The sequence below is a fragment of the Nitratireductor sp. J20-h4 genome, assembly GCF_056780505.1.
This window is the reverse complement of sequence record NZ_CM165557.1, coordinates 830,165-856,867: the sequence shown is the minus strand read 5'-3', so window position 1 is coordinate 856,867 and position 26,703 is coordinate 830,165. Positions and strand designations below refer to the sequence as shown.

At 60.8% G+C, this 26,703-nt stretch carries 23 protein-coding genes and 1 tRNA gene; 12 read left to right on the top strand and 12 right to left on the bottom strand.

Annotated elements, in window-relative coordinates:
• The first annotated feature begins 58 nt into the window (after positions 1–58).
• The 6 genes from ACT2B0_RS04145 to ACT2B0_RS04120 all read left to right on the top strand — a co-directional run bounded on the left by ACT2B0_RS04145 (position 59) and on the right by ACT2B0_RS04120 (position 6,208).
• Positions 59–1,165: a transporter substrate-binding domain-containing protein gene (locus ACT2B0_RS04145; protein ID WP_473461792.1), complete on the top strand. Its 1,107-nt coding sequence runs from the start codon at positions 59–61 to the stop codon at positions 1,163–1,165.
• 87 nt (positions 1,166–1,252) lie between these two features.
• A complete protein-coding gene (gene ehuC / locus ACT2B0_RS04140) occupies positions 1,253–1,918 on the top strand; it encodes an ectoine/hydroxyectoine ABC transporter permease subunit EhuC (RefSeq protein WP_473461789.1) in 666 nt (221 codons plus the stop codon).
• A 2-nt stretch (positions 1,919–1,920) separates the two neighbouring features.
• Positions 1,921–2,592, top strand: coding sequence for an ectoine/hydroxyectoine ABC transporter permease subunit EhuD (gene ehuD, locus ACT2B0_RS04135; RefSeq protein WP_473461787.1), 672 nt, complete (start codon positions 1,921–1,923; stop codon positions 2,590–2,592).
• A complete protein-coding gene (gene ehuA / locus ACT2B0_RS04130; protein WP_473461784.1) occupies positions 2,589–3,407 on the top strand; it encodes an ectoine/hydroxyectoine ABC transporter ATP-binding protein EhuA in 819 nt (272 codons plus the stop codon). Before ehuD ends, ehuA begins: the two co-directional genes overlap by 4 nt.
• A 137-nt stretch (positions 3,408–3,544) precedes the next feature.
• Positions 3,545–4,873, top strand: coding sequence for a nucleotide sugar dehydrogenase (locus ACT2B0_RS04125; protein WP_473461781.1), 1,329 nt, complete (start codon positions 3,545–3,547; stop codon positions 4,871–4,873).
• Between the two features lie 312 nt (positions 4,874–5,185).
• A complete protein-coding gene (locus ACT2B0_RS04120; RefSeq protein WP_473461778.1) occupies positions 5,186–6,208 on the top strand; it encodes an NAD-dependent epimerase in 1,023 nt (340 codons plus the stop codon).
• Positions 6,209–6,226: 18 nt separating this feature from the next.
• Here the strand turns inward: ACT2B0_RS04120 and ACT2B0_RS04115 are convergent, their stop codons facing one another.
• Positions 6,227–7,120 (bottom strand): DMT family transporter, encoded by an 894-nt coding sequence (locus tag ACT2B0_RS04115; RefSeq protein ID WP_473461775.1) that lies wholly within the window; start codon positions 7,118–7,120, stop codon positions 6,227–6,229.
• Positions 7,121–7,265: 145 nt separating this feature from the next.
• On the opposite strand from ACT2B0_RS04115, the gene ACT2B0_RS04110 reads away from it, so the two are divergent.
• Positions 7,266–7,532 (top strand): winged helix-turn-helix transcriptional regulator, encoded by a 267-nt coding sequence (locus ACT2B0_RS04110; protein ID WP_473461772.1) that lies wholly within the window; start codon positions 7,266–7,268, stop codon positions 7,530–7,532.
• A 127-nt stretch (positions 7,533–7,659) separates the two neighbouring features.
• The gene (locus ACT2B0_RS04105) at positions 7,660–7,941 is read left to right on the top strand and encodes a hypothetical protein (RefSeq protein WP_473461769.1); all 282 of its coding nucleotides are present in this window, start codon (positions 7,660–7,662) and stop codon (positions 7,939–7,941) included.
• Here the strand turns inward: ACT2B0_RS04105 and ACT2B0_RS04100 are convergent.
• Positions 7,928–8,530 (bottom strand): hypothetical protein, encoded by a 603-nt coding sequence (locus ACT2B0_RS04100; RefSeq protein WP_473461767.1) that lies wholly within the window; start codon positions 8,528–8,530, stop codon positions 7,928–7,930. The two genes, ACT2B0_RS04105 and ACT2B0_RS04100, sit on opposite strands and share 14 nt — an antisense overlap.
• 110 nt (positions 8,531–8,640) lie before the next feature.
• Here ACT2B0_RS04100 and ACT2B0_RS04095 point away from each other — a divergent pair.
• Positions 8,641–8,754: transfer RNA gene (locus ACT2B0_RS04095), tRNA-OTHER, on the top strand.
• Positions 8,755–8,851: 97 nt separating this feature from the next.
• Here the strand turns inward: ACT2B0_RS04095 and ACT2B0_RS04090 are convergent.
• The 8 genes from ACT2B0_RS04090 to ACT2B0_RS04055 all read right to left on the bottom strand — a co-directional run bounded on the left by ACT2B0_RS04090 (position 8,852) and on the right by ACT2B0_RS04055 (position 19,003).
• Positions 8,852–9,361 carry a hypothetical protein gene (locus ACT2B0_RS04090; RefSeq protein WP_473461764.1) on the bottom strand — a complete coding sequence of 170 codons (510 nt, stop codon included), beginning with the start codon at positions 9,359–9,361 and terminating at the stop codon, positions 8,852–8,854.
• A gap of 117 nt (positions 9,362–9,478) precedes the next feature.
• On the bottom strand, positions 9,479–10,279 hold the full coding sequence (locus ACT2B0_RS04085; protein ID WP_481658452.1) for a hypothetical protein: 801 nt from the start codon (positions 10,277–10,279) through the stop codon (positions 9,479–9,481).
• 216 nt (positions 10,280–10,495) lie between these two features.
• A complete protein-coding gene (locus ACT2B0_RS04080) occupies positions 10,496–11,386 on the bottom strand; it encodes an IS1595 family transposase (RefSeq protein WP_473461759.1) in 891 nt (296 codons plus the stop codon).
• Between the two features lie 105 nt (positions 11,387–11,491).
• The gene (cysN, locus tag ACT2B0_RS04075) at positions 11,492–13,429 is read right to left on the bottom strand and encodes a sulfate adenylyltransferase subunit CysN (protein ID WP_473461757.1); all 1,938 of its coding nucleotides are present in this window, start codon (positions 13,427–13,429) and stop codon (positions 11,492–11,494) included.
• A 2-nt stretch (positions 13,430–13,431) separates the two neighbouring features.
• The gene (gene cysD, locus ACT2B0_RS04070) at positions 13,432–14,355 is read right to left on the bottom strand and encodes a sulfate adenylyltransferase subunit CysD (RefSeq protein WP_473461755.1); all 924 of its coding nucleotides are present in this window, start codon (positions 14,353–14,355) and stop codon (positions 13,432–13,434) included.
• Positions 14,356–14,583: 228 nt separating this feature from the next.
• Positions 14,584–15,825 carry a glycosyltransferase family 4 protein gene (locus ACT2B0_RS04065; protein WP_473461751.1) on the bottom strand — a complete coding sequence of 414 codons (1,242 nt, stop codon included), beginning with the start codon at positions 15,823–15,825 and terminating at the stop codon, positions 14,584–14,586.
• Positions 15,825–17,486 (bottom strand): heparinase II/III family protein, encoded by a 1,662-nt coding sequence (locus ACT2B0_RS04060; protein ID WP_473461748.1) that lies wholly within the window; start codon positions 17,484–17,486, stop codon positions 15,825–15,827. Before ACT2B0_RS04060 ends, ACT2B0_RS04065 begins: the two co-directional genes overlap by 1 nt.
• Positions 17,487–17,647: 161 nt before the next feature.
• Entirely contained in the window at positions 17,648–19,003 is a 1,356-nt protein-coding gene (locus tag ACT2B0_RS04055; RefSeq protein ID WP_473461745.1) for a DUF2793 domain-containing protein, read from the bottom strand.
• A gap of 234 nt (positions 19,004–19,237) precedes the next feature.
• Between ACT2B0_RS04055 and ACT2B0_RS04050 the strand changes: the two genes are divergently transcribed.
• From ACT2B0_RS04050 to ACT2B0_RS04040, 3 genes are all read left to right on the top strand, one after another.
• A protein-coding gene (locus ACT2B0_RS04050; RefSeq protein WP_473458804.1) for an IS3 family transposase occupies positions 19,238–20,340 on the top strand; the annotation gives its coding sequence in 2 pieces (ribosomal slippage) (positions 19,238–19,499 and positions 19,499–20,340; 1,104 coding nt in all).
• A gap of 64 nt (positions 20,341–20,404) precedes the next feature.
• Positions 20,405–21,507 (top strand): IS3 family transposase gene (locus ACT2B0_RS04045; protein ID WP_473458804.1). Its coding sequence is split into 2 segments (ribosomal slippage): positions 20,405–20,666 and positions 20,666–21,507, totalling 1,104 coding nucleotides; the frame shifts between segments, so codons are not numbered across the junction.
• An 87-nt stretch (positions 21,508–21,594) separates the two neighbouring features.
• Positions 21,595–22,697 (top strand): IS3 family transposase gene (locus ACT2B0_RS04040; protein ID WP_473458804.1). Its coding sequence is split into 2 segments (ribosomal slippage): positions 21,595–21,856 and positions 21,856–22,697, totalling 1,104 coding nucleotides; the frame shifts between segments, so codons are not numbered across the junction.
• Positions 22,698–22,902: 205 nt separating this feature from the next.
• Here the strand turns inward: ACT2B0_RS04040 and asnB are convergent.
• A complete protein-coding gene (asnB, locus tag ACT2B0_RS04035; protein WP_348393970.1) occupies positions 22,903–24,924 on the bottom strand; it encodes an asparagine synthase (glutamine-hydrolyzing) in 2,022 nt (673 codons plus the stop codon).
• A 47-nt stretch (positions 24,925–24,971) separates the two neighbouring features.
• Positions 24,972–26,681, bottom strand: coding sequence for a hypothetical protein (locus ACT2B0_RS04030; protein ID WP_473461742.1), 1,710 nt, complete (start codon positions 26,679–26,681; stop codon positions 24,972–24,974).
• Between the last annotated feature and the right edge of the window lie 22 nt (positions 26,682–26,703).

The following is a 26,703-nucleotide window of genomic DNA, read 5'->3' as shown; positions in this document are numbered from 1 at the left end:
AGTTTTTGGATCAAGACAGCGCGCTTGGTTGCCCTTATGCTGTTCAGTGTATAAACAAATGCTCAGGTGGCGTCCGCCGCTGGCTGTCCCCGATGCACTCGAACAGCGCCTCGCTCGCGAACCCTTCGTGGTTCGGGGCGGCGAGACACATGGCGCGCCGCACCCCATCCGCGATGGCGGTGCGAGACAGAAAAATCATGGTGAAGCCTCACTTCTGATTTCGAGTTCTCAGCGATTTTACCCCAGCCGTTCCCGGTCCCGGTGGACGATTGGCGGAGCCGTTCACCTGACCGTCAGCTTTAAAACGACCGAAAAGGAGAGTTCGTTGCTTAAGACAATCACCAAGGTAGTCCTGGCCGGCATCGCGGGCAGCCTCGTGGCCGCCGCCGTTCAGGCCGGACCCCTTGCAGAGCGCATCGAGGCGAACGAGCCGATCCGGCTGGGATTCGCCGCTGCGCCGCCATGGGCCTATCCGGGCGAGGACGGATCCGCCCAGGGCTTCGTCAACGGCATCACGATCGATGTCCTCGAGAAGATGGGCTACACCAATATCGAACCCGTCCTGACCGACTGGTCGGCGCTGATCCCCAGCGTGAACGCCAACCGGGTCGATATCGTGACCGGCGGCATGTACGTCCTTCCCGCGCGCTGCGCGAACATGGACTTTTCCGATCCGATCGGCGCGTTCGGCGACGTGTTTCTGGTGCCCGCGGGCAATCCGAAAAGTATCGAGACATATCAGGACCTGATCGACCAGGGCCTGACGATGGTGACGCCCTCGGGCTACAACACCGTCGCGGACGCCAAGGCGGCCGGCGTTCCCGACGGCCAGGTGATGGTCGTCCCCGATTCGACGGCGGCCCTGGCCGCCCTGCGCGCCGGCCGGGCCGACGCCCTGGCCACAACCATCCTCGAGGCCAATGACATGGTTGCCAAGGTCGAGGGGATCGAGGCAACGGATCCCGATGCGTTCGCCGGCCGCAAGAGGCAGGTGGTGGCGATAGGCTTCCGTCCTGCGGACGACGATTTCCGCCAGGCGTTCAACAAGGCGCTCGCCGGCTATATCGGCTCCGACGAGATGATGGAGACCGTGGCCGCCGACGGCTATGTCGAGGCCTACCTGCCCGGCGACGCCAGCACCCAGCAGGCCTGCCAGGCCGACTGACGCAACGCAGTCCAAGCTTGGAAGCCGGACGGCGATACCGTCCGGCTTCATCAACATGTCAGCTTCGGCGATAGCAGCTGGGAATCGATGTCTTATCTGGAGTTTCTGAATAGGTACGGCGAGGCGCTGATCGGTGGCGCGCTTACCACCATAACGCAGTTCGTGCTGGCCGCGCTCGTTGCCGTGGCGGTGGCGCTCGTCGCCGGACTGATGAAGCTTGCGCCGGTCAAGTTCGTGCGTGGTATCGCGACGGTCTATGTCGAGATATTTCGCGGCACCTCGCTGCTGGTGCAGCTCTACTGGGTGTTTTTTGCGCTGCCGCTGTTCGGCGTGAGCCTGCACAAATTCACCGCGGGCTTTCTCACCGTCGGGCTGTGTTTCGGCGCCTATGGCGCCGAACTGGTGCGCGGGGCGGTCGCGTCGGTGCCGAAGGGGCAGTGGGAGGCGGCGTTGGCGCTCAACCTGTCGCCGACGCGACGGATGTGGCGCATCATCCTGCCGCAGGCCTTCATCATCATGCTGCCGCCATGGGGCAACCTGATGGTGGAAATCCTGAAGGGTACGGCCCTGGTCGCGCTGATCTCGGTTGCCGACCTGATGTTCGAGGCGCGCCAGATCAACAGCGCCACCTATCTGTCGGCCCAGGCCTTCGGCACGGCGCTGATCCTCTACTACGTCTTCGCGCGGTTTACGGTCACGCCGCTGATGCGCTGGCTCGAGCGCAGCATGGCGCGCCGGATCGGGAAGGCTTGAACATGCTCGACTGGAAATGGGAATTCACCTGGACGATTCTGCCGCGGCTGCTCGAGGCGACGGGCAAGACCGTGCTGGCCGCCGGCGGAGGCTTTGCGGTCGCGCTCGTGCTGGGACTGGTGCTGACCCTGGCGCAGCGCACGCGTTTTCGCCCTTTGACCGTGATTACGCGCGAACTCGTCGAACTGGTCCGCTCCACGCCGCTGCTCCTGCAGGTGTTCTTCGTCTATTATGTCGGACCGCAATTCGGTCTGCGCCTTTCACCGTGGACGGCGGGCCTGCTCGCCATCGGCCTGCACTATGCCGCCTACCTCTCCGAAGTCTATCGCGGCGGCATCGAAAGCGTGCCAAAGGGCCAGTGGGAGGCCGCCAAGGCCATCAACCTGTCGGTGACCAAGACCTATCGCCGCATCATCCTGCCGCAGGCGCTGCCGCCGGCGCTGGCCGGCGTCGGCAATTATCTGGTCGGCATCTTAAAGGATACGCCGATGCTGTCGGTGATCGGCGTGGTGGAGCTGATGCACACCGCCAACGCCATCGGCGCCGAGAACTATCGCTATCTGGAGCCCTACACCATTGTCGGCCTGGTCTTTCTGGCGCTCTCGCTGCCCCTGGCCTGGCTGTTTCGCCGTTTCGAAACCGCGGTGCGGCGCAAGCTTGGATTGATTAAATGACGGAAGACATGACCCAATATCCGTTGAGACTGGAGGGCGACGACGCGCCGATGATCCGGTTTCAGAACGTCACCAAGAAATACGGCGAGCTGACCGTGCTCGATCGCCTCGATCTCGACGTGGCGGCAGGCGAGATGGTGACAATCATCGGCCCTTCCGGCTCGGGAAAAACCACCGTTCTGCGCATGCTGATGACGCTCGAGCAGATCGACGCGGGCGTGATCTATGTCGACGGCGAACCGCTGACCCACATGGAAAAGAGTGGCCGGCTGGTGCGCGGCGACGCCCAGCACCTGCGCCGCATGCGCGGCAAGATCGGCATGTGTTTCCAGCATTTCAACCTGTTTCCGCACATGACCGCGCTCGGCAATTGCATGGAAGGCCCGGTGCAGGTTCTCGGCCTGTCGAAAAATGAGGCCGAGGAACGCGCCCTGGAACTGCTGGACATGGTCGGCATGGCGGAAAAACGCGACGAGCATCCCTCGCGCCTGTCAGGCGGGCAGCAGCAGCGTGTGGCGATCGCCCGCGCGCTGGCGATGCGCCCGCAGGTCATGCTCTTCGACGAAGTGACGTCGGCGCTCGACCCGGAGGTCATCAGCGAGGTGACCAACGTGATCCGCGCGCTTGCGGACCAGCACCAGCTGACCATGCTCATGGTCACCCACCAGATGGGTTTCGCCAAGGAGATTTCCGATCGCGTCATGCTGTTCTACGACGGCCGCATCGAGGAACAGGGCACGCCCGAGAAGCTGTTCGACAATCCGGAAAAGGAACGGACCCAGCAGTTTCTCAGCGCCGTTCTGGAGGCCGGCTAGACCGGCTGTTCCACGGCCGGTCGCGAAGTGGAGGTGCCTCGACCGGATCGCGCGCCGGGTCGCCGGCGACGATTGGGTTTGCCGGGATGGCCTGTCCTGCTACAGCAGGTCCGGCATGGAACCGAGCGGCCAAATACATGACGGAAACGCACATAGCTAAAGAGGCGCCCGGACTTCCGGGCACGCCGCCTGATCCCGGCAAGGCCACGATCGGCATAATCGGGCTCGGCTATGTCGGCCTGCCGCTCGCCGTCGCGTTCGGCAAGCGCGGCCGGGTGATCGGCTTCGACGTCAACCCGCAACGCGTGGCCGAACTCAGCGCCGGCCGCGATTCGACCCGCGAGGTCGACGCGGACGCGCTCGCGGCGGCCAGGCATGTCACCTATACCAGCGCGCCGGCCGACCTTGCCGCCTGTTCGGTCTTCATCGTGGCGGTGCCCACGCCGGTCGACGCTGCCAACCGGCCCGATCTCGGCCGTCTCGAACAGGCCAGCGAAACGGTCGGCGCCGTGCTCAGGAAGGGCGCGCTGGTGATCTACGAATCGACCGTTTATCCCGGCTGCACGCGCAGCGTCTGCGCGCCGATCCTGGCACGGTGTTCCGGGCTTGTCCCCGACCGCGACTTCTTCGTCGGCTACAGCCCCGAGCGGATCAATCCGGGCGATCCCTCGCGGCGCCTGGGCGATATCGTCAAGGTCACCAGCGGCTCGACGCCCGAGGCCGCCGACGCCGTCGACGCGCTTTACGCCGCGATCGTGCCGGCCGGCACCCACAAGGCCTCCTCGATCGAGGTCGCCGAGGCGGCCAAGGTGATCGAAAACACCCAGCGCGACCTCAACATCGCGCTGATGAACGAGCTCGCCATCGTCTTTCACCGGCTCGGACTCGACACGAAAGAGGTTTTGCAGGCGGCTTCGACCAAATGGAATTTTCTGCCGTTCACGCCCGGACTGGTCGGTGGCCACTGCATCGGGGTCGACCCCTATTATCTCACCCACCGGGCCCAGGAAGTCGGCTACCATCCGGAGATCATCCTGGCCGGCCGGCGCATCAACGACCGCATGGGCGGCCACGTCGTTGAGCGGGTGGCGCGTCTGATGATGCAAAACCGCCTGCCCGTGGTGGGCAGCAGGGTCCTGGTGATGGGGCTCGCCTTCAAGGAAAACTGCCCCGACGTCCGCAACACGCGCGTGATCGACATCGTTCGCGGGCTCGCCGAGCTCAACGCCGACGTCGACGTGTGGGACCCGTGGGTCGATCCCGCGACCGCGCAGCGGGAATTCGGGCTTGAAATCCTGACGACCGCACCGCAAGAGGGGCGGTATGACGCGATCATCCTCGCCGTTGCCCATCGTGATTTCGCCGACCTGGGAGCAGCATGGCTGCGGGCGCGCGGCAGGCCGGGCGCGGTGGTCTTCGACGTCAAGAGCGTTTTTGCCAAACACGACAGCGACGGGCGGCTCTAGAGCCGTTTCTCTTTAACTGGAAGCGGTTTGATGGAATGGATTTTTCGCTTCGGCCAGGAGAAGCCCGCAGCGCGATATCACTATCGGGCAAGGGCTTCGACGCGGGCCGGGGCGGAAAAGCCGTCCAAGCCGGGAGCGTCCATAGTGTTGATATCGCACGTCAAACCGCAATCGCCCGACCTTGGTCTTTCCCGTCCTGGACGACGTCGCGCCCGGCTCACGGTGCCTGCACCGCGTCGCCACGCGCTCCTGGCCAGACCGCGAAATCCCGGCGGTCAAACGATTCCAGTTAAAGAGAAACGGCTCTAGACCATGAACGTGCTCGTCACCGGCACCGCCGGCTTTATCGGTTTTCACGTCGCAAAACACCTGCTGGAGCGCGGCGATACCGTGGTCGGCTTCGACGTCGTAAACGATTATTACGACCCGTCCCTGAAAGAGGCTCGGCTCGGCGTCCTGGAGGGGCTGGCCGGCGCCCGGCAAGGATCGTTCCGGTTCGTGCGCGCCGATCTCGCCGACGCGGCGGCCGTCGAGGCCTGCTTTGCCGAACACCGCTTCGACCGGGTCATCCATCTCGCCGCACAGGCCGGCGTGCGCTATTCGCTCGACAATCCGCGCGCCTATGTGCACAGCAACATCGTCGCCTTCACCAATCTCCTGGAAGCCTGCCGGTACGCCAAGGTCGAGCATCTGACCTATGCCAGCACGAGCAGCGTCTACGGCGCCAACACGGCGATGCCATTTTCCGAAAACCAGGCCGCCGTGCACCCGCTGCAGTTTTACGCCGCCACCAAGCGCGCCAACGAATTGATGGCCCATTCCTACAGCCATCTGTTCGGGCTACCGACCACGGGCCTGCGCTTTTTCACCGTCTACGGTCCGTGGGGGCGGCCCGACATGGCGCTGTTCAAGTTCACCAAAAACATCCTGGCCGGCGAACCGATCGAGATTTTCAACAATGGCGACCACATGCGCGACTTCACCTATATCGACGACATCGTCGAGGGCGTGGTGCGCACCAGCGACCGGATCGCGGCGCCGGATCCAGGCTGGGACAGCGACGCGCCGGCGCCCGACAGGAGCAACGCACCCTACCGGATATTCAATATCGGCAACAGCCAGCCGGTGAAGCTGCTCGACTATGTCGAGGCGATCGAGGCGGCGCTGGGCAAAAAGGCCGAGCGCCGCTTTCTGCCGCTGCAGGCCGGCGACGTGCCGTCGACCTGGGCCGATGTGAGCGCGCTGCAGACCGCGGTCGGCTACCGCCCCGCGACCCCGGTGCGCGAGGGCGTTGCCCGTTTCGTGGCCTGGTATCGCGACTATTACGGTGCGTAGCTTTAAGAGCCTGATCTTCTAGGCTTTTATGCCGCGCCCCCTGGTCGTGCCGATATAAACGGACCCGACGATGATCGCGAGCGCGGCGATCCGCTGGAGTGTCATGGCCTCACCCAACAACAACACGCCCAGCAGGGCACCGCCCGCGGGAACGGCAAAGTTCACCTGCGACATGCGGGTGGCGCCAAGTCGCGGAACAAGAAAAAAATAGATCAGGTTGGCGCAAGCGGTCGAAAACAGGCCAAGATAAAGTATCGCTCCCAGAGAGGTAACCGTCGGCTCAACGGTCGTCAGGTCAGCACCCGTCGCCAAAACAACACCAACCATAAACAATGTCCCAACGATCATGGACCCTGCCGCCATCTCCAGCGCGGGGCGTTGGACGAAACGGCGGATATAGACGGTGGACAAGGCGTAGCACAGTGTCGCTCCGATGATCGCCAGTTGGCCGGCAAGCTGCGTGCCCAACCCAGTCAGCGCAGTCGGACCGACAAGGACCGAAACGCCCAGGAATCCGCCCAGAACCCCCACCATGCCGCGCAGCGTCAACTTCTCGTCGGGCACAAAAGCTGCAGCGAGCAAGAGGGTCGCCACCGGCACTACCCCCATGAGGATCGATGCAAGTGCGCTGTCGACTGTCAGTTCACCGTAAGTGATGAGCAGGAAAGGAAAAGCGGACCCGAAAAAGCCGGTGACGGCATAGGAAAACCAGTCCTGCAGCTTCCGTGAGAGCGACATGCCCCGCACCTTGAGCGCCGTACAGATGATCACGCCCCCCACGAGCATTCGACCGAGCACGAGCACCGATGGGTCCATGCCCGCAACGGCGATCTTGATGACGGCGTAAGACGAACTCCACATCGCTGCGAGGATCAGCCAAAGCAGGATATCTATTGTATTGTCGTTGCGCATGAGACCTGGATGATTTATCGCTACGATATAAGAAGCAATAAACCGCTACGAAATTCGTAGCAAGAGGAAAATGACCGCCTCTCGTTCAAGACCCGTCGCAAAAGCAGGCGAAAGAGTCCGCGGATCAAGGACGGGGCAGCCCATCATGGTTCTGTTTGATCTCTTGAGCCGTCGATGGGCGATGGGCATTTTGTGGAATCTTGCCGACGAGCCCCGAACCTTCCGAGATCTTCAGGAACGCTGCGGGTCCGCCTCTCCCAGTGTCCTGAACACACGGCTGAAAGAACTTCGGCAAGTCGAGCTCGTCGAAAAGACAGAAGGCGGATACACCCTTACGCCCACCGGCAGGGAGCTGTTCGACCGGCTCGAACCGCTGGGGGACTGGGCCATGGACTGGGTGCCGACGCTCTAAAGCCGTTCTGCTTTTCACCGAATCGCAGACCCGCTCCACCTTATTGTTTGGGAATTATCCCCTTGAAGCAAGTGCTTGCCTAAACGTCAGGTTGGAGTCATTCTCCGCCTGTAATTAGGAGGGTTGAATGGCCAGGAAACCGGGGCGAATTGGCGAAGCGGATATCCGCAATGAAGTGCTCAAGATCATCGACGCTGAGCCTAACAAGGAAATCAGCACGACAAAGCTAATCGCGCAGTTGCGCAAGCGCGTCCCGCTAAGTCCCGAGGATGAAGAGGGCCTAGAGGGACGCAATGACGATCGGTTTTCCCAGATCGTCCGCAATATCAAATCGCATAAGGATCAGGCGGGCAATCTGATCAATGATGGGCACCTGATCGCCGTCAAGGGCGGCTTTAAGCGGCCCTAGCGAACTTAGCTTTGTATCCCGGCTGCAACCACTTCAATTCGGTCGTCGCGGGGGCATCCTTATCCCAGACGAACCACGCATAGGCGGTCGTGCCGCTGCCTTTGGCGGTCGCGCCGTGCATGTAGAAGGTGATGCGCTCGCTGAAGACCCAAACGCGACTGGGCGGGCATTCGCTGAAAATCGTATTCGCTCGGTTGGCGCCCTCTAGGAAGGCAAGCCGGAGAAGTAGGGCGAACTTCTTTCCCGCCAGTTCCACGCCGCTGCGGACAAACCCTTCTGCGCTGTTATAGGGCGGGTTCGTAACGATGTTGTCGGCGCGGTCCCGAGCGGTCGTGAAATCAATCCCGACCTCGCCAAACCCGCGGTCGAAGAGATCAGAGCTGCGAACCTGGCTCCCGGTCGTTTCGAGGACGCGGGTCATCGCGCCATTGCCGCACGCGCTTTCCCAGATGCCCCCATCAAAGCGTTCATTGTCGATGAGCGCGTGCGTTGCCCATGCAGGCGTCGGGAAGAAATCCGGCCCGCCCAAGTCGGCGCTTCGCTTCAGTGTCGGCTTGTAGCTGCCGTTGATCTGGTAGGTAGCGTCCATGGAATCACCCTCCGTAACGCAAAAAAGTATAAGCGAATCATATGGTTAATATAGCGTTAAGGGGTGCGGCGGATTGACTCACGTCCCGCTCGGGATCATTCTCCCGAAGTGCGGTCGTGGCGGAATTGGTAGACGCGCCCGCTTGCCAGAGCTCTTGTCATTGTGAGTGCTGTGGAAGCGGGTGAAGGGAAACCTTCGTGCGGGTTCGAGTCCCGCTGGCCGCACCCAAGTATCCTCGACCAACCGTGGCTTTGTCTAAGGGTTAGGAAGCTGGCCTTCATAGAAACGCTGCTCCCTTCGGCTGGAGCGGTCGTTTTGTCTTTACATGTCGAGTTTCAGCGAAGGATGAAATGGCTTTGACCGGGGCAGTGCGCATATCCGGGGAGTGTGTCGATTGGACGGAATGCCCTCAACGAACTTCTCAAACTGAAGTAGGCTGACTGTCGGCTTTTTGTCGGATTCGACATTCCTACCCTTGCCGTCATCGAAGGTGTGAAAGACAAGATCGGGAACAGCGACTTCCCGAACCCATACGGCAGACATGAGCTGCACTGCGTCACCAGCGGTCAACACTCGATCATTGCCGCCGTTTGGATTGGGATACTTGATTTCTCGCACGACCCCGCACCACTGCAAGATATCAGGCGTCACCTCGACGGGAAGAAACGTGCCTTCGTGATCAGCCGCGAAATCGTCGAACGTGCCGTAACCAGCGCCATGGAGGAATGTGGGCCGAATTTCCAGCAAAGAGAACGCCGAGTAGTAGATGACTGTCTTGCCGTTGGTGACGTCTTCTAGGTGCTGCTTAACGTCTCGGTAGCACTCAGCCAAAGCAACTTGCGCGGGCCAATGGTGTAGCCAATCGCCGCGCCCGGCAGTCGGCCTTCCCCTCCAGGTAGCGCATAAAGACGCACGAATCCCAAAAGAAGTGATTCTTCTTCTCTTCCTTCAATTATCCCAATCCCGTAGCTGATCGGGTGCCTTGAACGCTCCCCTCCACCTCATGAAATCCGGGTTCTGTTTGCGCAGCTTGGGAACCTCCAGAACCTCAATTTTGCTCGGAAGCCCCGTATCCCCCTTGTAAGTAATCCGCCCACTCACCTGCACACGTTTCCCGAAAAACGGTTCAATGTCGCTAGAGGTAAAATGAGGACAAAGGCACTCAATCTCCACACCGCCGACCGAAAGACTAAGCACCATTGTCGTTTCGCCGCCGCGAATCAACTCAACGATAATAGTCCCGTCTAGCGAACCAAACGTAACACCCGCGAACCATTTGGCCTCGGAAACATCGGGCAGTGCAGCCGCTTCGCTTGCCTTAGCTTGGAATAGCTTGTTGACCAGAACGGTGTCATAGCCGTTGACGGTTAGTTCGGCCCCGTCAAACGTTTCCTCCACGTCGCGAGCAATCGAGACAATCTGCTTCGTACACTCCAGATACTGGCGCGCAAATTCGTACCTACCGGTTTCTACAGACGTGAGGCAGCGACCAAAGATATCGGCACCGGAGTGATGTGGAACGACCCTGTTGGCACGCTGCTCCTGCACAAGCGCCATCGCGCTGGATGGCTTCAGGTCGGCAATCAGAAACTCGTACGTCTTGGTTCCGTTCGCCGCCTTGTCGGCCGCTTCCATAGCCCTGACAAGCGCGGCAAGCTTACTCGCGAACACGTTCGCGCGGACCTTGCGATTAAGGTCCACGGTACCAAGAACTCGAAGCCTAACTTGTCCGCTGTGAACTTCGGCCACGCTTCACCATCCGTTGCGAATATCCTTGTTTCATGATAACCTTTCGTCGAGGTTTATACAAGCAAGTTCTTGATTCAGAAGGAAAAAACATGGCCGGATTATCGTTGAAAGACGCGATAAGCCACGGAAAAGTCGAGGAATTTATTCAGCAAGCGGAAGAGGCCGGCGTGGGGCCGGCCGATGAGCGCGCATTCTTTGCCGCCGCTCGGAAAGTGATCAAACCCTCGAAACGATCAGATCAAACATCGCGTTCTCCATCATCCGGTGGTTCGACCGGAAGGTGAATTCCGCAAGGTAGCGGTCCATGTATTTGCTAGACACATGAATGTGGGTCGACCGCACCGAAGCCTTGAACAGTTTCCAGAACGACTCGACGTGATTGGTCGAGTGGAACTCCTTCGTGTGCACATCGTAGGTGCGCCAGACCTTCTCCGAGTGCGTCACCCGGCCATGCACATAGCCGTCGTCGGTCAGTAAGCCGTAGGACATGAGTTCGTCTGTCGAGACGACCGAACCCGGCTTGACGTTGCGCAGCACCACGTTGCGAAGGGTAGGCTTCTTGACGTTGGGGATCACGACCGTGCGCATGTCGCCGCCGTGTTCCTTCATGCCCATGACGATGGTCTTGCCTTCGGCACCGCGACCGCGCTTGCCGCCAGACCGGCGACCGCCGACATAAGCTTCGTCCACCTCGACGTGGCCTTGCAGCATGTCAAAATTCTGCATTCCGCCGATCAGCTCGCGGATTTTCATGCCCATGCGCCAAGCGGTCTTATAGGTGACGCCAAGCTGACGCTGGAGTTCCTTGCCAGACACGCCGTGGCGCGTCGTGACGAACAGATAGATCGCGTAAAACCAAAGTTGGAGCGGCGTGCGCGTGTCCTCAAACACGGTTCCGGCAGTCGGATACACGTGATCGCCACACGCGGCGCAAGCAAAAGCCCGCCTGTCGCTCATGCGGTGGAAGGTGCTTTCCACACCGCACTTGCGGCAAACATGCTTCATACCGAACCGGACTTCCATGATGTGCGTAAGGCACGCCTCGTCATCGGGGAAGCGCTTGAAGAAGTCGCGGACGCTGAATTGAGGTGCTTTGCTCTTGCTCATGAAGCCAATATAGGCTCATGGGCGTACTTGTGTAAAGGGGATAATTCCCTATTGTTTTGACGCTTTTTGAACGGCGAACCGGCTTCCACTTCGCCTGGAAACGCGCTAGATGCCGCCGCCGTCGCCGAAATGCTGGCCGGAAATGTCGCGCGCTGCCAGCCATCGTTCGATCTCGGTTATGGCGTCGTCCGGCCGGCTTTCCTGGGTGCGGATATGGATATCGGGGGCGTCCGGCGCCTCGTAGGGCGACCCGATGCCGGTAAAATTCAAGATCTCGCCCTTGCGCGCCTTGGCGTAAAGCCCCTTGGGATCGCGCGCCGCGCAGTCCTCGAGTGGCGTATCGACGAATATTTCCGCAAACGCCACCTCGCCCATCAGCGCGCGCGCCATGGCGCGCTCGGCCCTGAAGGGCGAGATGAACGACACCAGCACGATCAGCCCGGCATCGGCCATCAGCTTCGCCGTCTCGGCGACCCGGCGGATGTTCTCGACCCGGTCGGCCTCCGAAAAACCGAGGTCGCGGTTCAGCCCGTGGCGGATATTGTCGCCGTCGAGAATATAGGTGTGCCGCCCTTCGGCATGCAGCTTGCGCTCGAGCCGATTGGCGATGGTCGATTTGCCCGACCCCGACAGGCCGGTGAACCACAGCACCGCCGGCTTTTGCCCCTTGATCGCCGCGCGCGCGCCGGCGTCGACGTCGAGCCCCTGCCAATGGATATTGTCGGCGCGGCGCAGCGGATGCGCAATCATGCCGGCACCGACCGTGGCATTGGTCATGCGGTCGATCAGGACGAAGGCGCCGGTGGCGCGATTTTCGCCGTAGAGGTCGAAGGCGACCGGCGCCTGGGTGGCGATCTCGACCACGCCGACCTCGTTCAGCGCCAGGGTTTTCGCCGGCTGGCGGGCAAAGCTGTTGATGTCGACCCGCGCCTTGAGCGCGCTGACATGCGCCGGCACCTCGTCGGTCTCGGTACGCAGCAGATAGGAGCGGCCGGGCACCAGCGCGCTTTCGCCGAACCAGACGATATTGGCGGCGAACTGGTCTGCGACATGCGGCCTGGCCGTCGGCGCAACCAGCATGTTGCCGCGCGAGACCTCGACCTCATCGGCCAGCACCAATGTGACGGCCTGACCCTGGCGGGCACTATCGAGATCGCCGTCGCGGGTGACGATGCGCGCCAGCGTCGAGGCGCGGCCGGACTTGGCCACGACGACCGCGTCGCCGACGGCGACCGAACCCGAGGCGACGGTACCGGCGAACCCGCGAAAGTCGAGATTGGGCCGCACCACATACTGGACGGGAAAGCGGAACGGCCGCGCGTCGGACGGTGCGTCGATGGCGACGGTTTCGAGATGGTCGAGCAGCGTCGGCCCTCCGAACCAGCCCAGGCGCTCGGAGGACGCGCTGACATTGTCGCCGTAGCGCGCCGAGATCGGCAGCGCGGTGACGGTCTCGAAGCCGAGTTCTTCGGTCAGCGCGGCGTAGTCTTCGGCGATGGCGTCGAAGGCGGTCTTGGAAAAATCGACCAGGTCGATCTTGTTGACGGCGAGCACGATGTGGCGAATGCCGAGCAGCGCGGCGATGTAGGTATGGCGCCGGGTCTGGCGCATGATGCCGGCGCGCGCGTCGACCAGCACGATCGCCAGATCGGCGGTCGAGGCGCCGGTGGCCATGTTGCGGGTATATTGCTCGTGGCCGGGCGTGTCGGCGACGATGAATTTGCGCCGCTCGGTGGCGAAGAAGCGATAGGCGACGTCGATGGTGATGCCCTGCTCGCGCTCGGCCTCCAGCCCGTCGACCAGAAGGGCGAAATCGATCTCCTCCCCGGCGGTGCCGTGCCGGCGCGAATCGTTTTCGAGCGCGGCGAGCTGGTCCTCGAAAATCAGCCTGGCGTCGAACAGCAGCCGGCCGATCAGCGTCGACTTGCCGTCGTCGACCGATCCGCAGGTCAAAAACCGCAGCAGCGACTTGCGCTCCTGGCCGGCGAGATAGGCGCGCACGCCGTCGCCCTGTTCGATGGCGCGGGGGGACACATGTTCCATCGTCAAAAATAGCCTTCGCGCTTTTTCTTCTCCATCGAGCCGGCCTCGTCGCGGTCGATCAGCCGGCCCTGACGCTCGGAGGTGCGCGCGACCAGCATCTCGCCGACGATCTCTTCCAGACTGGTCGCCTGCGACTCGATCGCGCCGGTCAGCGGGTAGCAGCCGAGCGTGCGGAAACGGACCATAAGCCGGCGCGGGACCTCGCCCGGCCGCAGCGTCAGCCGCGCGTCATCGACCATGATCAACATGCCGTCGCGCTCGACGACGGGGCGCGGCGCGGCGAAATAAAGCGGCACGATCGGGATGTCCTCGCGCAGGATGTATTGCCAGATGTCGAGTTCGGTCCAGTTCGACAACGGAAAGACGCGGATCGATTCCCCCGGGCTGACGCGGGTGTTGTAGATCTTCCACATTTCCGGGCGCTGGGTCTTCGGATCCCAACCGTGCTGGGCGTTGCGGAAGGAGAAGACACGCTCCTTGGCGCGCGACTTTTCCTCGTCGCGCCGCGCGCCGCCGAAGGCGGCGTCGAACTTATGAGCGTCGAGCGCCTGGCGCAGCGCCACCGTCTTCATGATGTTGGTGTGGACGCTGGAGCCGTGATCGATCGGGTTGATGCCCTCGCGCACGCCGTCCTGGTTGACGTGGACCAGAAGATCGAAGCCGAGTTCGGCCGCCATCCGGTCGCGAAAGGCGATCATCTCGCGGAACTTCCAGGTGGTGTCGACATGCAGGAACGGAAAAGGCGGCCTGGCCGGATAAAAGGCCTTCATCGCCAGATGCAGCATGACGGCGGAATCCTTGCCGACCGAGTAAAGCATCACCGGCTTCGAAAAGGTCGCGGCGACCTCGCGGAAAATGTGGATCGCCTCGGCTTCGAGCCGATCGAGATGGGTGAGCGTGTCGTAGCCGCCGAGTTTCTGGAGCATCGGGTTCGGGCCTTTGAAGCAGCCGGGACCTCGCATCCCGGCATCCGGCCTGAACGTGCCGCTCCGGGCCGCACTTCTCAAGGCGCGCGGTGCTCTCCGGCGCCGCGCTGGCGAAGCATTTTTTTGCGTTTGGGCGTCATCGTGGAAACTTCGTCGCCGACGCGCCGCGCCGGCGCGCCCGGCATCCTCAGGCGCGCGACCTGGCTGCGCGGACGGGGCCCTTCGCCATCAGCGGCGCGACGCGGCCCTGTCGCGCGCGGCCAGTTCCTCCAGCGCCGCCAGCATCAGATCGGCCTGCTTGGTGCGGTGGAACTGCGCCGAGGCCGCCACGCCCGCCGCCGACAGGGCCTTGCGCCGGGCGGGATCGTTGGCAAGCGCGGTGACGGCATCGGCAAGCGCGCCGGCACTGCCGGCCTCGACATGGACGGCCGAGCCGAGCGGCGTCAAAAGCTCCTCCAGCTCGCCCTTCACATTGGTGACGATCGGCGTACCGGTGGCCATCGCCTCGAAGATTTTCGACGGGATCACGGTGCGGAACAACGGGTGGTCCTTCAGCACAACCAGGGTCATGTCGCTGACACGCCAATAGTCGGGCACGGCGTCGTGCGCGATACGGTCGACGAACATCATGTTTTCGAGCTGGCGCTCGGCGGCCATTGCCTTGAGCCGCTCGCGCTCCGCACCGCTGCCGACCATCAGCAGCGTGACCTGCGGGGCCTGTACGGCCAGCCTGGCGGCGGCCTCGATCAGCATGTCGAGGCCGTGCGCCATGCCGATCGTACCGATATAGGAAACGACGATACGCCCGCTCAGCCCGAGCTTGGCGCGCAGATCGTCGGCCGGCCCCGGCGAAAACCGGCTCAAATCGGCGCCGTTGCGCACGACGCGGATTTTTTCGGGATCGATGCCGGTCTCGGCCAGGTGGCGGCGAAAGGCGTTGGTGACGGAAACGATCAGCTCGGCGCGGCGATAGAGAAAATACTCCAGCTTGCGCACCATGCGCAGCAAAACGCCGTCCTTGAGCGCGCCAACGGCGATGATGGAATCGGGCCACAGATCCCTGAGTTCGAAGACGAAGGGCCGCCAGCGCAGCACCGACGTCATCCAGCCGGCCACGGCGGCAAAGAACTGCGGCGAGGTGGCGACGACGATGTCGGGACGCTTTACGAACAGCGCAGCGATGGTCGCGGTCACCATATAGCTGACGAAATCGGCAATCCGCTTGGCTGTCCCGGCATTGGGGAAAATCAGCGTCGGAACGCGAATCACATCGACCCCGTTGACGGTTTCGCGTTTCCACGGCGACTGTTTGTATCCGGCAAACAGCTTGCCTTCGGGAAAGTTCGGGAAACTCGTCACCACCGTGACCTGGTGACCGCGTTCCACCCAGCGGCGGGCATGCGCGCTGCTCCTGAGCGCGGCGGCGTTGGTTTCGGGCGGATAATTGTCGGAAAGCAGAAGAATGCGCATCAGGCCAGGAACTCGACGGTAACTTCGATGGGAAGGTCGCGCGCCGCACGCCAGACCAGCACCGGGCGCGGCCGGCAAATGCCGAACTCGGGCGCGTAATGTCCCTGCTCGATCGCCAGCGCGTCGGCGCCCGCAACGGCGACCCTCACCGCCCGTCCGTCCGGCATGACAAGGCGGAAGCCGCCGTCGATCTGCTCGACCTTGTCCACGTCCGGATGGAGCGGAAACCGGCCGACGGCGGCATGACGCCCCCCGCCCTCGATGCGATCGACGATGCTGACCGCGCCGGCGGTGACCCTGACGTCGCGCGCGTGCACAGGGCGGCCAGCGAGAAAACGATAGCCGTCATGCGCGCCGCGCGCCTGCAGCGCACCGCCCGCCACCTTCGTCGACACCGACGCGGGGCGGGCGCGGCGACCGACCCGGAAACTCGCCCACACTTCGGAGGAATTCGCGCCGTCGAGCTCCACGGTGGCGTGGGCGCTGGTCGCCCGCTCGGCCTCGCGTTCGGGACCCGGCGCATAGGTCGAGGTGCCGGTGTTGGTGATGAGACGCGCGCCGGCCAACGAGATTTCGAGCGACAGCGTATCGGCATGCGCGTGGCCGGGAATATAGTCGGGTCCAACCGGCGCGGCGTCGAAGAAAACGCACCAGGGCCCCTCCCGCAGCCGGACATAACCGCTGTCGGCCAGATGGGCGAGCGCCGGCGGCGGCGATGCCGGCGCGGCAATGCCGACCCGGCCGGCATAGGCGCTGAGCTGCGCCAGGTTGCGGGCCTGGCCGAGCGCGGCATCGTTGAAGAAGGCGATCTCGCCGTCGGGATGGCTCATCGCGGCCAGCCAGTCGATCATCCGCGCGGCGCGGCCTTGCCAGTCCTGGTCGGCGGCGGCCCGGCCGAGCGCGTCGGGATAGACCGCGGCAAGCTGGACGAGATCGATCACGTCTTCCAGGATCAGCGCATGATACATCGGGCTGAGCTCGAAATGCCCGCCATCGGCCAGCGCCTGCTCGTCGAGTTCGCGGGCCAAGATCGCCAGCCCGGTGTTCAGCCAGCGCTCGGCCTCGGGGCCGGAAAAATAGGCCCCGGCGAAGATCAGCGCCTTGGCATTGGCAAACAGATGGTTGCCGAGCAGATGAAACTCGAGCATGCCGGCAAGCGCGCGCGTCTGCCGGGCGAGACTTTCGCGCGCTTTTTCGTCGAGCGGCAGGCCGGCCAGCGCGGCGGCGATCCAGTTCACGATACGCCGCGACAGCGTATAGGGCTCCCAGCCATTGCCGGCGAGCGGCGGATTGTCGTTTATCCAGCGGTCGACCAGCGCCAGATGCCAGGCCTGACGCGTGGCTGCGCCGTCGGCCAGGAGGTCGTCGAAATAATGCAGATTGTAGAGCCAGAGCTTGGGCATGGAGGCGTCGTTCCAGCCCGCCAGCCCGTCGAGATCGGCCTCGCGCGCCAGGAAGCGGAACCGCGACGGGCCGACGAGGCTTGGCGACCGGCCGGCGCAGGGTGTCCAGCCGGCCGCGGCCGCGCGCAGGGGCGGCACCGGTCCGCCGACCTTAGGGGCGGCGCGCAGGCGGCGGGCGACACGATCGGAGATCTGGCCCGGGCGCAGATAGCGCACGGTCCGCAACAGGCGCCCGGCCTTGGATAGGGAAGCTCGCATGCCGCTCTCGGTAAGATGGGATCGGGAGACCGGCATTCCCAACCACACGAAACCGGCAATTGCAAGCATCGCCGCCGGCCACGGCGCCCGGTTGCGGAAGCCCGCGACGCGCCATGCGGGTTCATCACCCGCATGGCGATCCGCAAGTCGGCGCGCACGTCCTACCCGAACATCCGGGCGTTCATCAAGACGCCGAGCTCGGGATCGAGTTCGACATGGCCGAAGACGATTTTCGGCAGCGCGATCCACACCGCGCCCGACAGCGGCAGCTTGAGCTGGGCGAGGTCGTAGGCGTAGCCATACTGATTGGGAACGTTGTGGACGCAGATATGCGTCCAGCCGTCGCCATTGTCGATCGTCTGGGCCGCCTTGGGCTGGGCTGCGCCGTCGCGGCTGGCGCGCACGACGCGGCCGCTGTCAAGCGTCAGCGCCGCGGTGCCGGTCTTGACCTTGACGTGATAGGCGAAGGTAAGCCGGCTCGGCAAGGCCGTGAACAGGGTGGTGAAGGCAAGGCCGTACAGCGTGCCGCCGATATCGACCGCCTCGCTCATCGTCCCCGACGCCTTCTGGGTCACCTCGATCACGTACCATTCCGGCCCGAACCGGCGCGCGCCGGGCGACCGGATCGCATCGACCAGCGCCTTGACCTCGGCGTCGAGCGCGCCGGCCGCGCCGCCGTAATCGTCATTGTCGTGGATGAACTTGGCGTGCGCGGCGAGCCCGGCGCCGGAGGTCGGGCTGAGATAGGTGGGCGCGGCATAGGCGATGCCGCTGAAGGCGGTGTTGTTGGCGTTGCCGTTGAAGCGGCCCGAATCCGGCAGCACGTTCTGCACCATGTCGCGGCCGACGCGCAGATGGCCGATCACCGCCTCGCCAGTCACCCGGTCGCCGCGCAGGATTTCTGTCCAGGCGGCGCCGTCGGGCGAGACGCGCACGGACAGATCGTCGTCGCCGACCAGGCCGAGCTCGGCGCGGCCCGACCAGTTCGACTGCATCAACAGCGACAGCACGTCGGCCTCGCCTTCCTTGTTGAGCGTGTAGCGCAGGTCGCCGTCGCCGCCCTCGGCCGCCGGTCTGGCCGTCCACAGCGCCTTGTTGAGTTTGGCCGAAAACGGGTTGGTGGGGTCCGCCGTCGTGCCGAGGCCGAGCAGGACAAGGTTCTGCAGCGTGGTGATGGCGCCGGCGACATCGGCCCAGGCCGCGCCGGTCCAGTAGCAAAGAAGCGCTTCGTCGGCGACAAAGGCCAGCCAGCCCTCACCGGGCTGGTAAAACGCCCAGGCGCCGTCCTGGAAGGCGGCGATGCGGCCCTCCTGTCCGGCCCAGTCACCGGTCGCGGCCGAAGCCACGATGTAGCGATCACCGTCAGCCGCGCCGCCGGGCGGCGCGGTCAGGTCGCGGTCGATGACGGCAAGCTGCACGACCGCGTCGAGCGCGCGCAGCGCCTCGTTATGGGTGACGTGTTTTTGCGCCTGCGCCGGCGCGATCACGGGAAGCGAGAGATTTGCGGTTGCGTCCATGGGGCCCTTCCTGCGGAAAAGCCCCTAGGGTAGCGCGCGGCGTTGAGGGGGTGGATGGATCGAGGCGTCTCGACCCCCATTGCTCTGATCCCCACAAACTGGATCGCTTTTGGTTAGATTTTTCCGCTTAGTTTTCCCTGGCTGGAATGGAGCTGCTCTGATCCCCACAAACTGGATCGCTTTTGGTTAGATTTTTCCGCTTAGTTTTCCCTGGCTGGAATGGAGCGGAGAGCGATGAAGGCATCGAAGTTTTCGGACGCGCAGAAGGCGTTCATTCTGAAGCAGGGCGATGACGGCGTGCCCGTGGCAGAGATCTGCCGCAAGGCCGGGATCAGCCAGGCGACCTATTTCAACTGGAAGAAGAAGTATGCTGGACTGTTGCCAGATGAGATGCGCCGGCTGAAGGCCCTTGAGGACGAGAACGGTCGGCTGAAGAAGATCGTCGCTGACCTGACGCTTGATCGCGAGATGCTGCAGGACGTCATTCGCCGAAAGCTCTGAGGCCTGCCCGGAAGCGCAAGCTGGTCGACGGGATGCTGGTGGACTGGGGGATATCGATCAGACGGGCCTGCAAGGCACTGAAGTTCGAGACCTCCACCTACCACTACAAGTCCCGTCGCACCGGTCAGGCCGCGCTCGAACGAAGGATCAAGGAAATTTGCGAGACGCGGGTTCGCTACGGCTACCGGCGTGTCCACGTGCTGTTGCGTCGTGAGGGATGGACGATCAACATGAAGAAGACCCGTAGGATTTACAATGAGTTGGGACTACAGCTCAGGAACAAGCACCCCAAGCGACGGGTGAAGGCCAAGCTCAGGGAGGATCGCCAGGAGGCCATCGGACCGAACGATGTGTGGGCCATGGATTTTGTCCATGACCAGATCGCGACCGGCAAGAAGCTCCGTGTCCTGACCATTGTCGACACTCATTCCCGCTATTGCCCAGCGGTCGATCCGCGCTTCTCCTATCGCGGCGAGGATGTCGTCCAGACGCTCGAGCGAGTATGTGGCCGTATCGGCTATCCGAAGACGATCAGGGTCGATAATGGCAGCGAGTTCATCTCCCGGGACCTCGATCTGTGGGCCTATGCGAACGATGTCACCCTCGACTTCTCACGGCCGGGCAAGCCTACGGACAACGGCTTCATCGAAGCCTTTAACAGCAAGCTGCGGGCCGAGTGTTTGAACGCACACTGGTTCCTGAGTCTTGCGGATGCCCGCGAAAAGTTGGAGGATTGGCGTAGATACTACAATGAGGTTCGGCCTCACTCGGCGATCGGATACAACGTCCCGATCGCATTACAAAATCCCGGTGGCGAAGCCAGCCCGTCACCGTGAAGAAAGCCGGAAAACTCCAGCCACCGGCGCTCCAAAGTTCGGTCTCAGAGCAGAGCGGAGAGCGATGAAGGCATCGAAGTTTTCGGACGCGCAGAAGGCGTTCATTCTGAAGCAGGGCGATGACGGCGTGCCCGTGGCAGAGATCTGCCGCAAGGCCGGGATCAGCCAGGCGACCTATTTCAACTGGAAGAAGAAGTATGCTGGACTGTTGCCAGATGAGATGCGCCGGCTGAAGGCCCTTGAGGACGAGAACGGTCGGCTGAAGAAGATCGTCGCTGACCTGACGCTTGATCGCGAGATGCTGCAGGACGTCATTCGCCGAAAGCTCTGAGGCCTGCCCGGAAGCGCAAGCTGGTCGACGGGATGCTGGTGGACTGGGGGATATCGATCAGACGGGCCTGCAAGGCACTGAAGTTCGAGACCTCCACCTACCACTACAAGTCCCGTCGCACCGGTCAGGCCGCGCTCGAACGAAGGATCAAGGAAATTTGCGAGACGCGGGTTCGCTACGGCTACCGGCGTGTCCACGTGCTGTTGCGTCGTGAGGGATGGACGATCAACATGAAGAAGACCCGTAGGATTTACAATGAGTTGGGACTACAGCTCAGGAACAAGCACCCCAAGCGACGGGTGAAGGCCAAGCTCAGGGAGGATCGCCAGGAGGCCATCGGACCGAACGATGTGTGGGCCATGGATTTTGTCCATGACCAGATCGCGACCGGCAAGAAGCTCCGTGTCCTGACCATTGTCGACACTCATTCCCGCTATTGCCCAGCGGTCGATCCGCGCTTCTCCTATCGCGGCGAGGATGTCGTCCAGACGCTCGAGCGAGTATGTGGCCGTATCGGCTATCCGAAGACGATCAGGGTCGATAATGGCAGCGAGTTCATCTCCCGGGACCTCGATCTGTGGGCCTATGCGAACGATGTCACCCTCGACTTCTCACGGCCGGGCAAGCCTACGGACAACGGCTTCATCGAAGCCTTTAACAGCAAGCTGCGGGCCGAGTGTTTGAACGCACACTGGTTCCTGAGTCTTGCGGATGCCCGCGAAAAGTTGGAGGATTGGCGTAGATACTACAATGAGGTTCGGCCTCACTCGGCGATCGGATACAACGTCCCGATCGCATTACAAAATCCCGGTGGCGAAGCCAGCCCGTCACCGTGAAGAAAGTGCTCTGATCCCCACAAACTGGATCGCTTTTGGTTAGATTTTTCCGCTTAGTTTTCCCTGGCTGGAATGGAGCGGAGAGCGATGAAGGCATCGAAGTTTTCGGACGCGCAGAAGGCGTTCATTCTGAAGCAGGGCGATGACGGCGTGCCCGTGGCAGAGATCTGCCGCAAGGCCGGGATCAGCCAGGCGACCTATTTCAACTGGAAGAAGAAGTATGCTGGACTGTTGCCAGATGAGATGCGCCGGCTGAAGGCCCTTGAGGACGAGAACGGTCGGCTGAAGAAGATCGTCGCTGACCTGACGCTTGATCGCGAGATGCTGCAGGACGTCATTCGCCGAAAGCTCTGAGGCCTGCCCGGAAGCGCAAGCTGGTCGACGGGATGCTGGTGGACTGGGGGATATCGATCAGACGGGCCTGCAAGGCACTGAAGTTCGAGACCTCCACCTACCACTACAAGTCCCGTCGCACCGGTCAGGCCGCGCTCGAACGAAGGATCAAGGAAATTTGCGAGACGCGGGTTCGCTACGGCTACCGGCGTGTCCACGTGCTGTTGCGTCGTGAGGGATGGACGATCAACATGAAGAAGACCCGTAGGATTTACAATGAGTTGGGACTACAGCTCAGGAACAAGCACCCCAAGCGACGGGTGAAGGCCAAGCTCAGGGAGGATCGCCAGGAGGCCATCGGACCGAACGATGTGTGGGCCATGGATTTTGTCCATGACCAGATCGCGACCGGCAAGAAGCTCCGTGTCCTGACCATTGTCGACACTCATTCCCGCTATTGCCCAGCGGTCGATCCGCGCTTCTCCTATCGCGGCGAGGATGTCGTCCAGACGCTCGAGCGAGTATGTGGCCGTATCGGCTATCCGAAGACGATCAGGGTCGATAATGGCAGCGAGTTCATCTCCCGGGACCTCGATCTGTGGGCCTATGCGAACGATGTCACCCTCGACTTCTCACGGCCGGGCAAGCCTACGGACAACGGCTTCATCGAAGCCTTTAACAGCAAGCTGCGGGCCGAGTGTTTGAACGCACACTGGTTCCTGAGTCTTGCGGATGCCCGCGAAAAGTTGGAGGATTGGCGTAGATACTACAATGAGGTTCGGCCTCACTCGGCGATCGGATACAACGTCCCGATCGCATTACAAAATCCCGGTGGCGAAGCCAGCCCGTCACCGTGAAGAAAGCCGGAAAACTCCAGCCACCGGCGCTCCAAAGTTCGGTCTCAGAGCAAAAGCCGGAAAACTCCAGCCACCGGCGCTCCAAAGTTCGGTCTCAGAGCAAAAGCCGGAAAACTCCAGCCACCGGCGCTCCAAAGTTCGGTCTCAGAGCAAAAGCCGGAAAACTCCAGCCACCGGCGCTCCAAAGTTCGGTCTCAGAGCACCATCATGATCTGGCGGATTTTCCACCGATCCAGTATTCGTACCAACAAACGAGATTGTATATCGTCCACAACTGTAGGCTTAAGTCGATTCTCCCTCCCCGATGTTCCCGAAACATCTCCTGCAGATAATCAAGGTCAAGGAAATCGCGCTCACCGATTTTTGAGTTGAGGATTTCGCTTTCGACCTTCCGGCCGAAATCGCCGCGCATCCATTGCGCCATTGGCGCACCAAATCCCATTTTCTTTCGGTAGATGAGATCGTCAGGGATAAGCCCTTCCACCGCTTTTTTCATCAAATATTTCCGGTCGCCGTTCTTGACCTTCAGATCACCGGGGATCGAAAATGTGAAATCAACCATGTCCTTGTCCAAAAACGGCACGCGCGCTTCCAGCGACACTGACATGGTAATTTTATCCACACGCATCAAAAGAAGTTCGGCCAGGCGCAGACGGAACTCGTTGTAGGTCATGCGCGTCAGGGCATCCGCGGTGGGATGAGCTGTATCAAACTCATCATACAGCGACTTGATGACTGCGAAGCTGTCCGGTACCAAGATGCTAGGGTCCAAGATACCTGCTTCAATCATCCTCTGGTGATGTTCACCAGGTTGCAACTTGTCATATTTTACAAGCTGATCCTTGCGGGAATTCCACAAGGACATGGACAATATCCAGAAATATTCACGATCTCGAGCGGCCCGATCTAGAGTGTCCGCCACTAATCGGGCTTTCGGATGCAACGATGACAGGCCGCGCGCACCCTTGGCCGCGAAGGATTGTATGCCCTTCGGTACGTGTTTTTGCCAAGGCTCCCAAAAACGGTCATGGAGCTTCAGATAGCGAAGATATCCATCGTATCCCGCGAACTGCTCGTCAGCGCCCTCCCCAACTTGTACCACGGTTACGCCGGAATCATGTGCAAGCTTGGAGACAAAATAGAGGGGGATGCAGACATAATCCGCCAGTGGCTCATCCTGATGGTGAACCAACTGATCAATATAGCCGATCATGTCGTTTTCGTCGATCAGCACCTCGCGGTAATTCGCTCCAAATTGTTGCGCCGCCTGCCTGGCGAAATCGAGTTCGTTTAGTTCTGGATGTCCTTTGAAACCAACAGTGAAGGTGTTTACCGGCTGATTGGTATATTTGCTCATGAGGGCGAGATTTGTGGACGAATCGATACCACCGGATAGGAAGACCCCGAACGGCACGTCCGACATCATTCGACGCTCGATCGATTCATCAAGTCGTTGCTTGATACCATCGATAAAGAAGCGTTCGGTGGCAGCAGGGCTCAGCCCTTTCACTTCTCGCTCGATATCACAGTTGCCCGGACCGGGTGAATAATAGCGTGTCAGTTCGATCTTCTTGTCCGCGCCGACCTTCAGCCAACAACCAGCCGGCAATTTGTATATGCCTTTAAACATGGTCAAAGGTGCTGGTGTAGTCAGAAAGCTGAGATAATGCACCATCGCGATGGGATCGACATCGCGTTCGGCACGCGGGTGTTCGAGAATAGCCTTGATTTCGGAGGCGAACACGAACTCGCCATCAATTTCAGCGAAATAGACCGGCTTTACACCAACGGGATCGCGCGCAAGATAAAGTGCTTGGTCTTTCGTGTCGAAGATGGCGAAAGCAAAATCACCCGACAGTCGCTCAAGCAATCCGCCAATGCCCCATTCTTCGAAGCCATGCACGAGTACTTCCGTATCCGAGTGATCGGTGACGAAGCGATGCCCGCCCCGCACCAGTTCGGGTCGTAAGGCTGCATGATTATAGATCTCGCCATTGTAGGTCAGCCAAACGTCCCTTTTTTCGTTCGGCATCGGTTGGTCGGCGAGACTGCTTAAATCAACAATTGACAAACGCCGGTGAGCCAAACCGACTGCTCCGTCGTCGGAAAGCCACAGACCATCGCCATCAGGCCCACGATGAACCATCGCGTCTCGCATTTTCGGCAAATACTCTAAAATGAAATCGCCCTTGGAAGCCCAAGTGCGAATGCCTACGATTCCACACATCCTAAAATCCTTTTATTTTTTTCGTTCAATAAGTATATTAACTGAACTCATCTCAAATGCGATGGATACAATCCAAAATAGTTGAGCAATTTTGATCTTAAGATAGTTATATATATTATAATTGCAATAGTTACAGCACCTCCATAAAGCAATATCAGAAACGGAGAATACATCAAGGGTATAGAGAAAAATAGAAAAATCTTATTTCCTATAAAGATTGGGGAATTTCCCAATGTAAGAATCTTATCCGTTGCGGCGAAAACCAGCGCGAACAGAGCTGGAAATACTGCAACACCAACCCAACCCCAATTGTGAAAGATGTCTACAGCCAATGCCATTGGGGAATTGCCGGCCTGCCCTCCTCGATTCGCCTCCGACAATACATTGGACAGTTGTTTTTGCGTCCCTGGCTTCAGTCCGCCAAGATCGGTGATCCAACCTTGACCATAGGTTGGAGCATCTACGGCCCAAAATTCGTATGAGATGGTATTTTCCCGAGGTACCGCGATGATTGCTCTATGAACCAGCGCCACGATCGCGGCAATCGGTCGCGGTAATTGATAGAAGTCAGAAGTGGGAGCTTTCGCCGGCTCAGTTGCCGTGTCAACGGTCGCCGTCTCGCTTACTACGGGTTCCAATCTTTTTGGGTTCGCCTCAACCTCAGCGGCCTGTCGCGGGTAGGCAGACTTGCCTTCGGCGTCAGCCTCCCGAGCAGCAACGATCACACCACCCTTCGCGGACGTGACAGGCTCAAGCTCGCTGGAAGCGCCTGCAGCCTTGGTAGTCCGCGACAAGGAGGCCGGATCATTTTCAACTGCGGCTTCGTCGGAACGCTCGATCTCCGCCAGCTTTCTCTCAACAGCATTCTTCTGGGCGACATTTTCAGGCTGAGATTCAGTCTGAGAGGCACTCACCTTCGTTTCTACGTTCCTCGCAGGAGCAACGTCGGGCGACAACGCAATATCCAAACGGCCCAGCATTACGGTCAAGAACACCATTCCGGCGACGGTCGTAGCACCCATTGAGCCGGAAAGAAGCAGAGAAAACCGCGCTGCTCGCCCTCTCGAGAAAAAATCTACAAGAACCGCCGCCAATATGCACAGAAAAAACTGCGCGAAAACCAACCTCTGACCAGAAAGAAACCCGGCAGCCGCAACAAAAAAGAAAGAGGCAACCAAAATTGCATCAACAATCCTTCCGAACCTAAAAATTATTACGGAAACTAACAAAATTGGAAATAAAATATCCCTCACCTGCTTTATATATCCGGGATAGAAATAGCCGTACTCTCCGCTAGACATAGCGATACGAGCCGGTGTGAGCGATATTTCATTCAAAATTATAGATTTATAGTAAAGCTCAAAAAGCTCATCATTCAAATATATAGAAAACATAAAAGCTATACTCACAGCGGTGCATAGCAAAAGCCCAAAGATTACAGCAAATCGTTCACCACTGCCGATAGAAATCTGACGGATTCGCTTCGCGAGGGAAAGATCAACAGCCCCTCCCAACAGCGTACGCGCCGAAATAGAGGCACCAAGCGTACCCGAGATGCCTGCCAAAAGCCCGATATGAGCAACTTCAGACGAATACTCTATCGCCTCGACCCAAACCACGACGGATCCAGCAGCAAACAAAAAAACGCCGATTACAAAGGAGTCCAGCAGCGGAAGGCCGAAATTGCGTATCGACGGACGCCACAAGGCATACAGAATCAATACAAAAGCATACAGAACGCTCAACAGATAAATCATTCAACCACCCCTTCGCCTGTCG

Bases quoted from the DNA above. Each gene is read 5' to 3' on its own strand.
- ACT2B0_RS04145 (WP_473461792.1), top strand. From the start codon at position 59: ATGCTCAGGTGGCGTCCGCCGCTGGCTGTCCCCGATGCACTCGAACAG.
- ehuC (WP_473461789.1), top strand. From the start codon at position 1,253: ATGTCTTATCTGGAGTTTCTGAATAGGTACGGCGAGGCGCTGATCGGT.
- ehuD (WP_473461787.1), top strand. From the start codon at position 1,921: ATGCTCGACTGGAAATGGGAATTCACCTGGACGATTCTGCCGCGGCTG.
- ehuA (WP_473461784.1), top strand. From the start codon at position 2,589: ATGACGGAAGACATGACCCAATATCCGTTGAGACTGGAGGGCGACGAC.
- ACT2B0_RS04125 (WP_473461781.1), top strand. From the start codon at position 3,545: ATGACGGAAACGCACATAGCTAAAGAGGCGCCCGGACTTCCGGGCACG.
- ACT2B0_RS04120 (WP_473461778.1), top strand. From the start codon at position 5,186: ATGAACGTGCTCGTCACCGGCACCGCCGGCTTTATCGGTTTTCACGTC.
- ACT2B0_RS04115 (WP_473461775.1), bottom strand. From the start codon at position 7,120: ATGCGCAACGACAATACAATAGATATCCTGCTTTGGCTGATCCTCGCA.
- ACT2B0_RS04110 (WP_473461772.1), top strand. From the start codon at position 7,266: ATGGTTCTGTTTGATCTCTTGAGCCGTCGATGGGCGATGGGCATTTTG.
- ACT2B0_RS04105 (WP_473461769.1), top strand. From the start codon at position 7,660: ATGGCCAGGAAACCGGGGCGAATTGGCGAAGCGGATATCCGCAATGAA.
- ACT2B0_RS04100 (WP_473461767.1), bottom strand. From the start codon at position 8,530: ATGGACGCTACCTACCAGATCAACGGCAGCTACAAGCCGACACTGAAG.
- ACT2B0_RS04080 (WP_473461759.1), bottom strand. From the start codon at position 11,386: ATGAGCAAGAGCAAAGCACCTCAATTCAGCGTCCGCGACTTCTTCAAG.
- cysN (WP_473461757.1), bottom strand. From the start codon at position 13,429: ATGGAACATGTGTCCCCCCGCGCCATCGAACAGGGCGACGGCGTGCGC.
- cysD (WP_473461755.1), bottom strand. From the start codon at position 14,355: ATGCTCCAGAAACTCGGCGGCTACGACACGCTCACCCATCTCGATCGG.
- ACT2B0_RS04065 (WP_473461751.1), bottom strand. From the start codon at position 15,825: ATGCGCATTCTTCTGCTTTCCGACAATTATCCGCCCGAAACCAACGCC.
- ACT2B0_RS04060 (WP_473461748.1), bottom strand. From the start codon at position 17,486: ATGCGAGCTTCCCTATCCAAGGCCGGGCGCCTGTTGCGGACCGTGCGC.
- ACT2B0_RS04055 (WP_473461745.1), bottom strand. From the start codon at position 19,003: ATGGACGCAACCGCAAATCTCTCGCTTCCCGTGATCGCGCCGGCGCAG.
- asnB (WP_348393970.1), bottom strand. From the start codon at position 24,924: ATGTGTGGAATCGTAGGCATTCGCACTTGGGCTTCCAAGGGCGATTTC.
- ACT2B0_RS04030 (WP_473461742.1), bottom strand. From the start codon at position 26,681: ATGATTTATCTGTTGAGCGTTCTGTATGCTTTTGTATTGATTCTGTAT.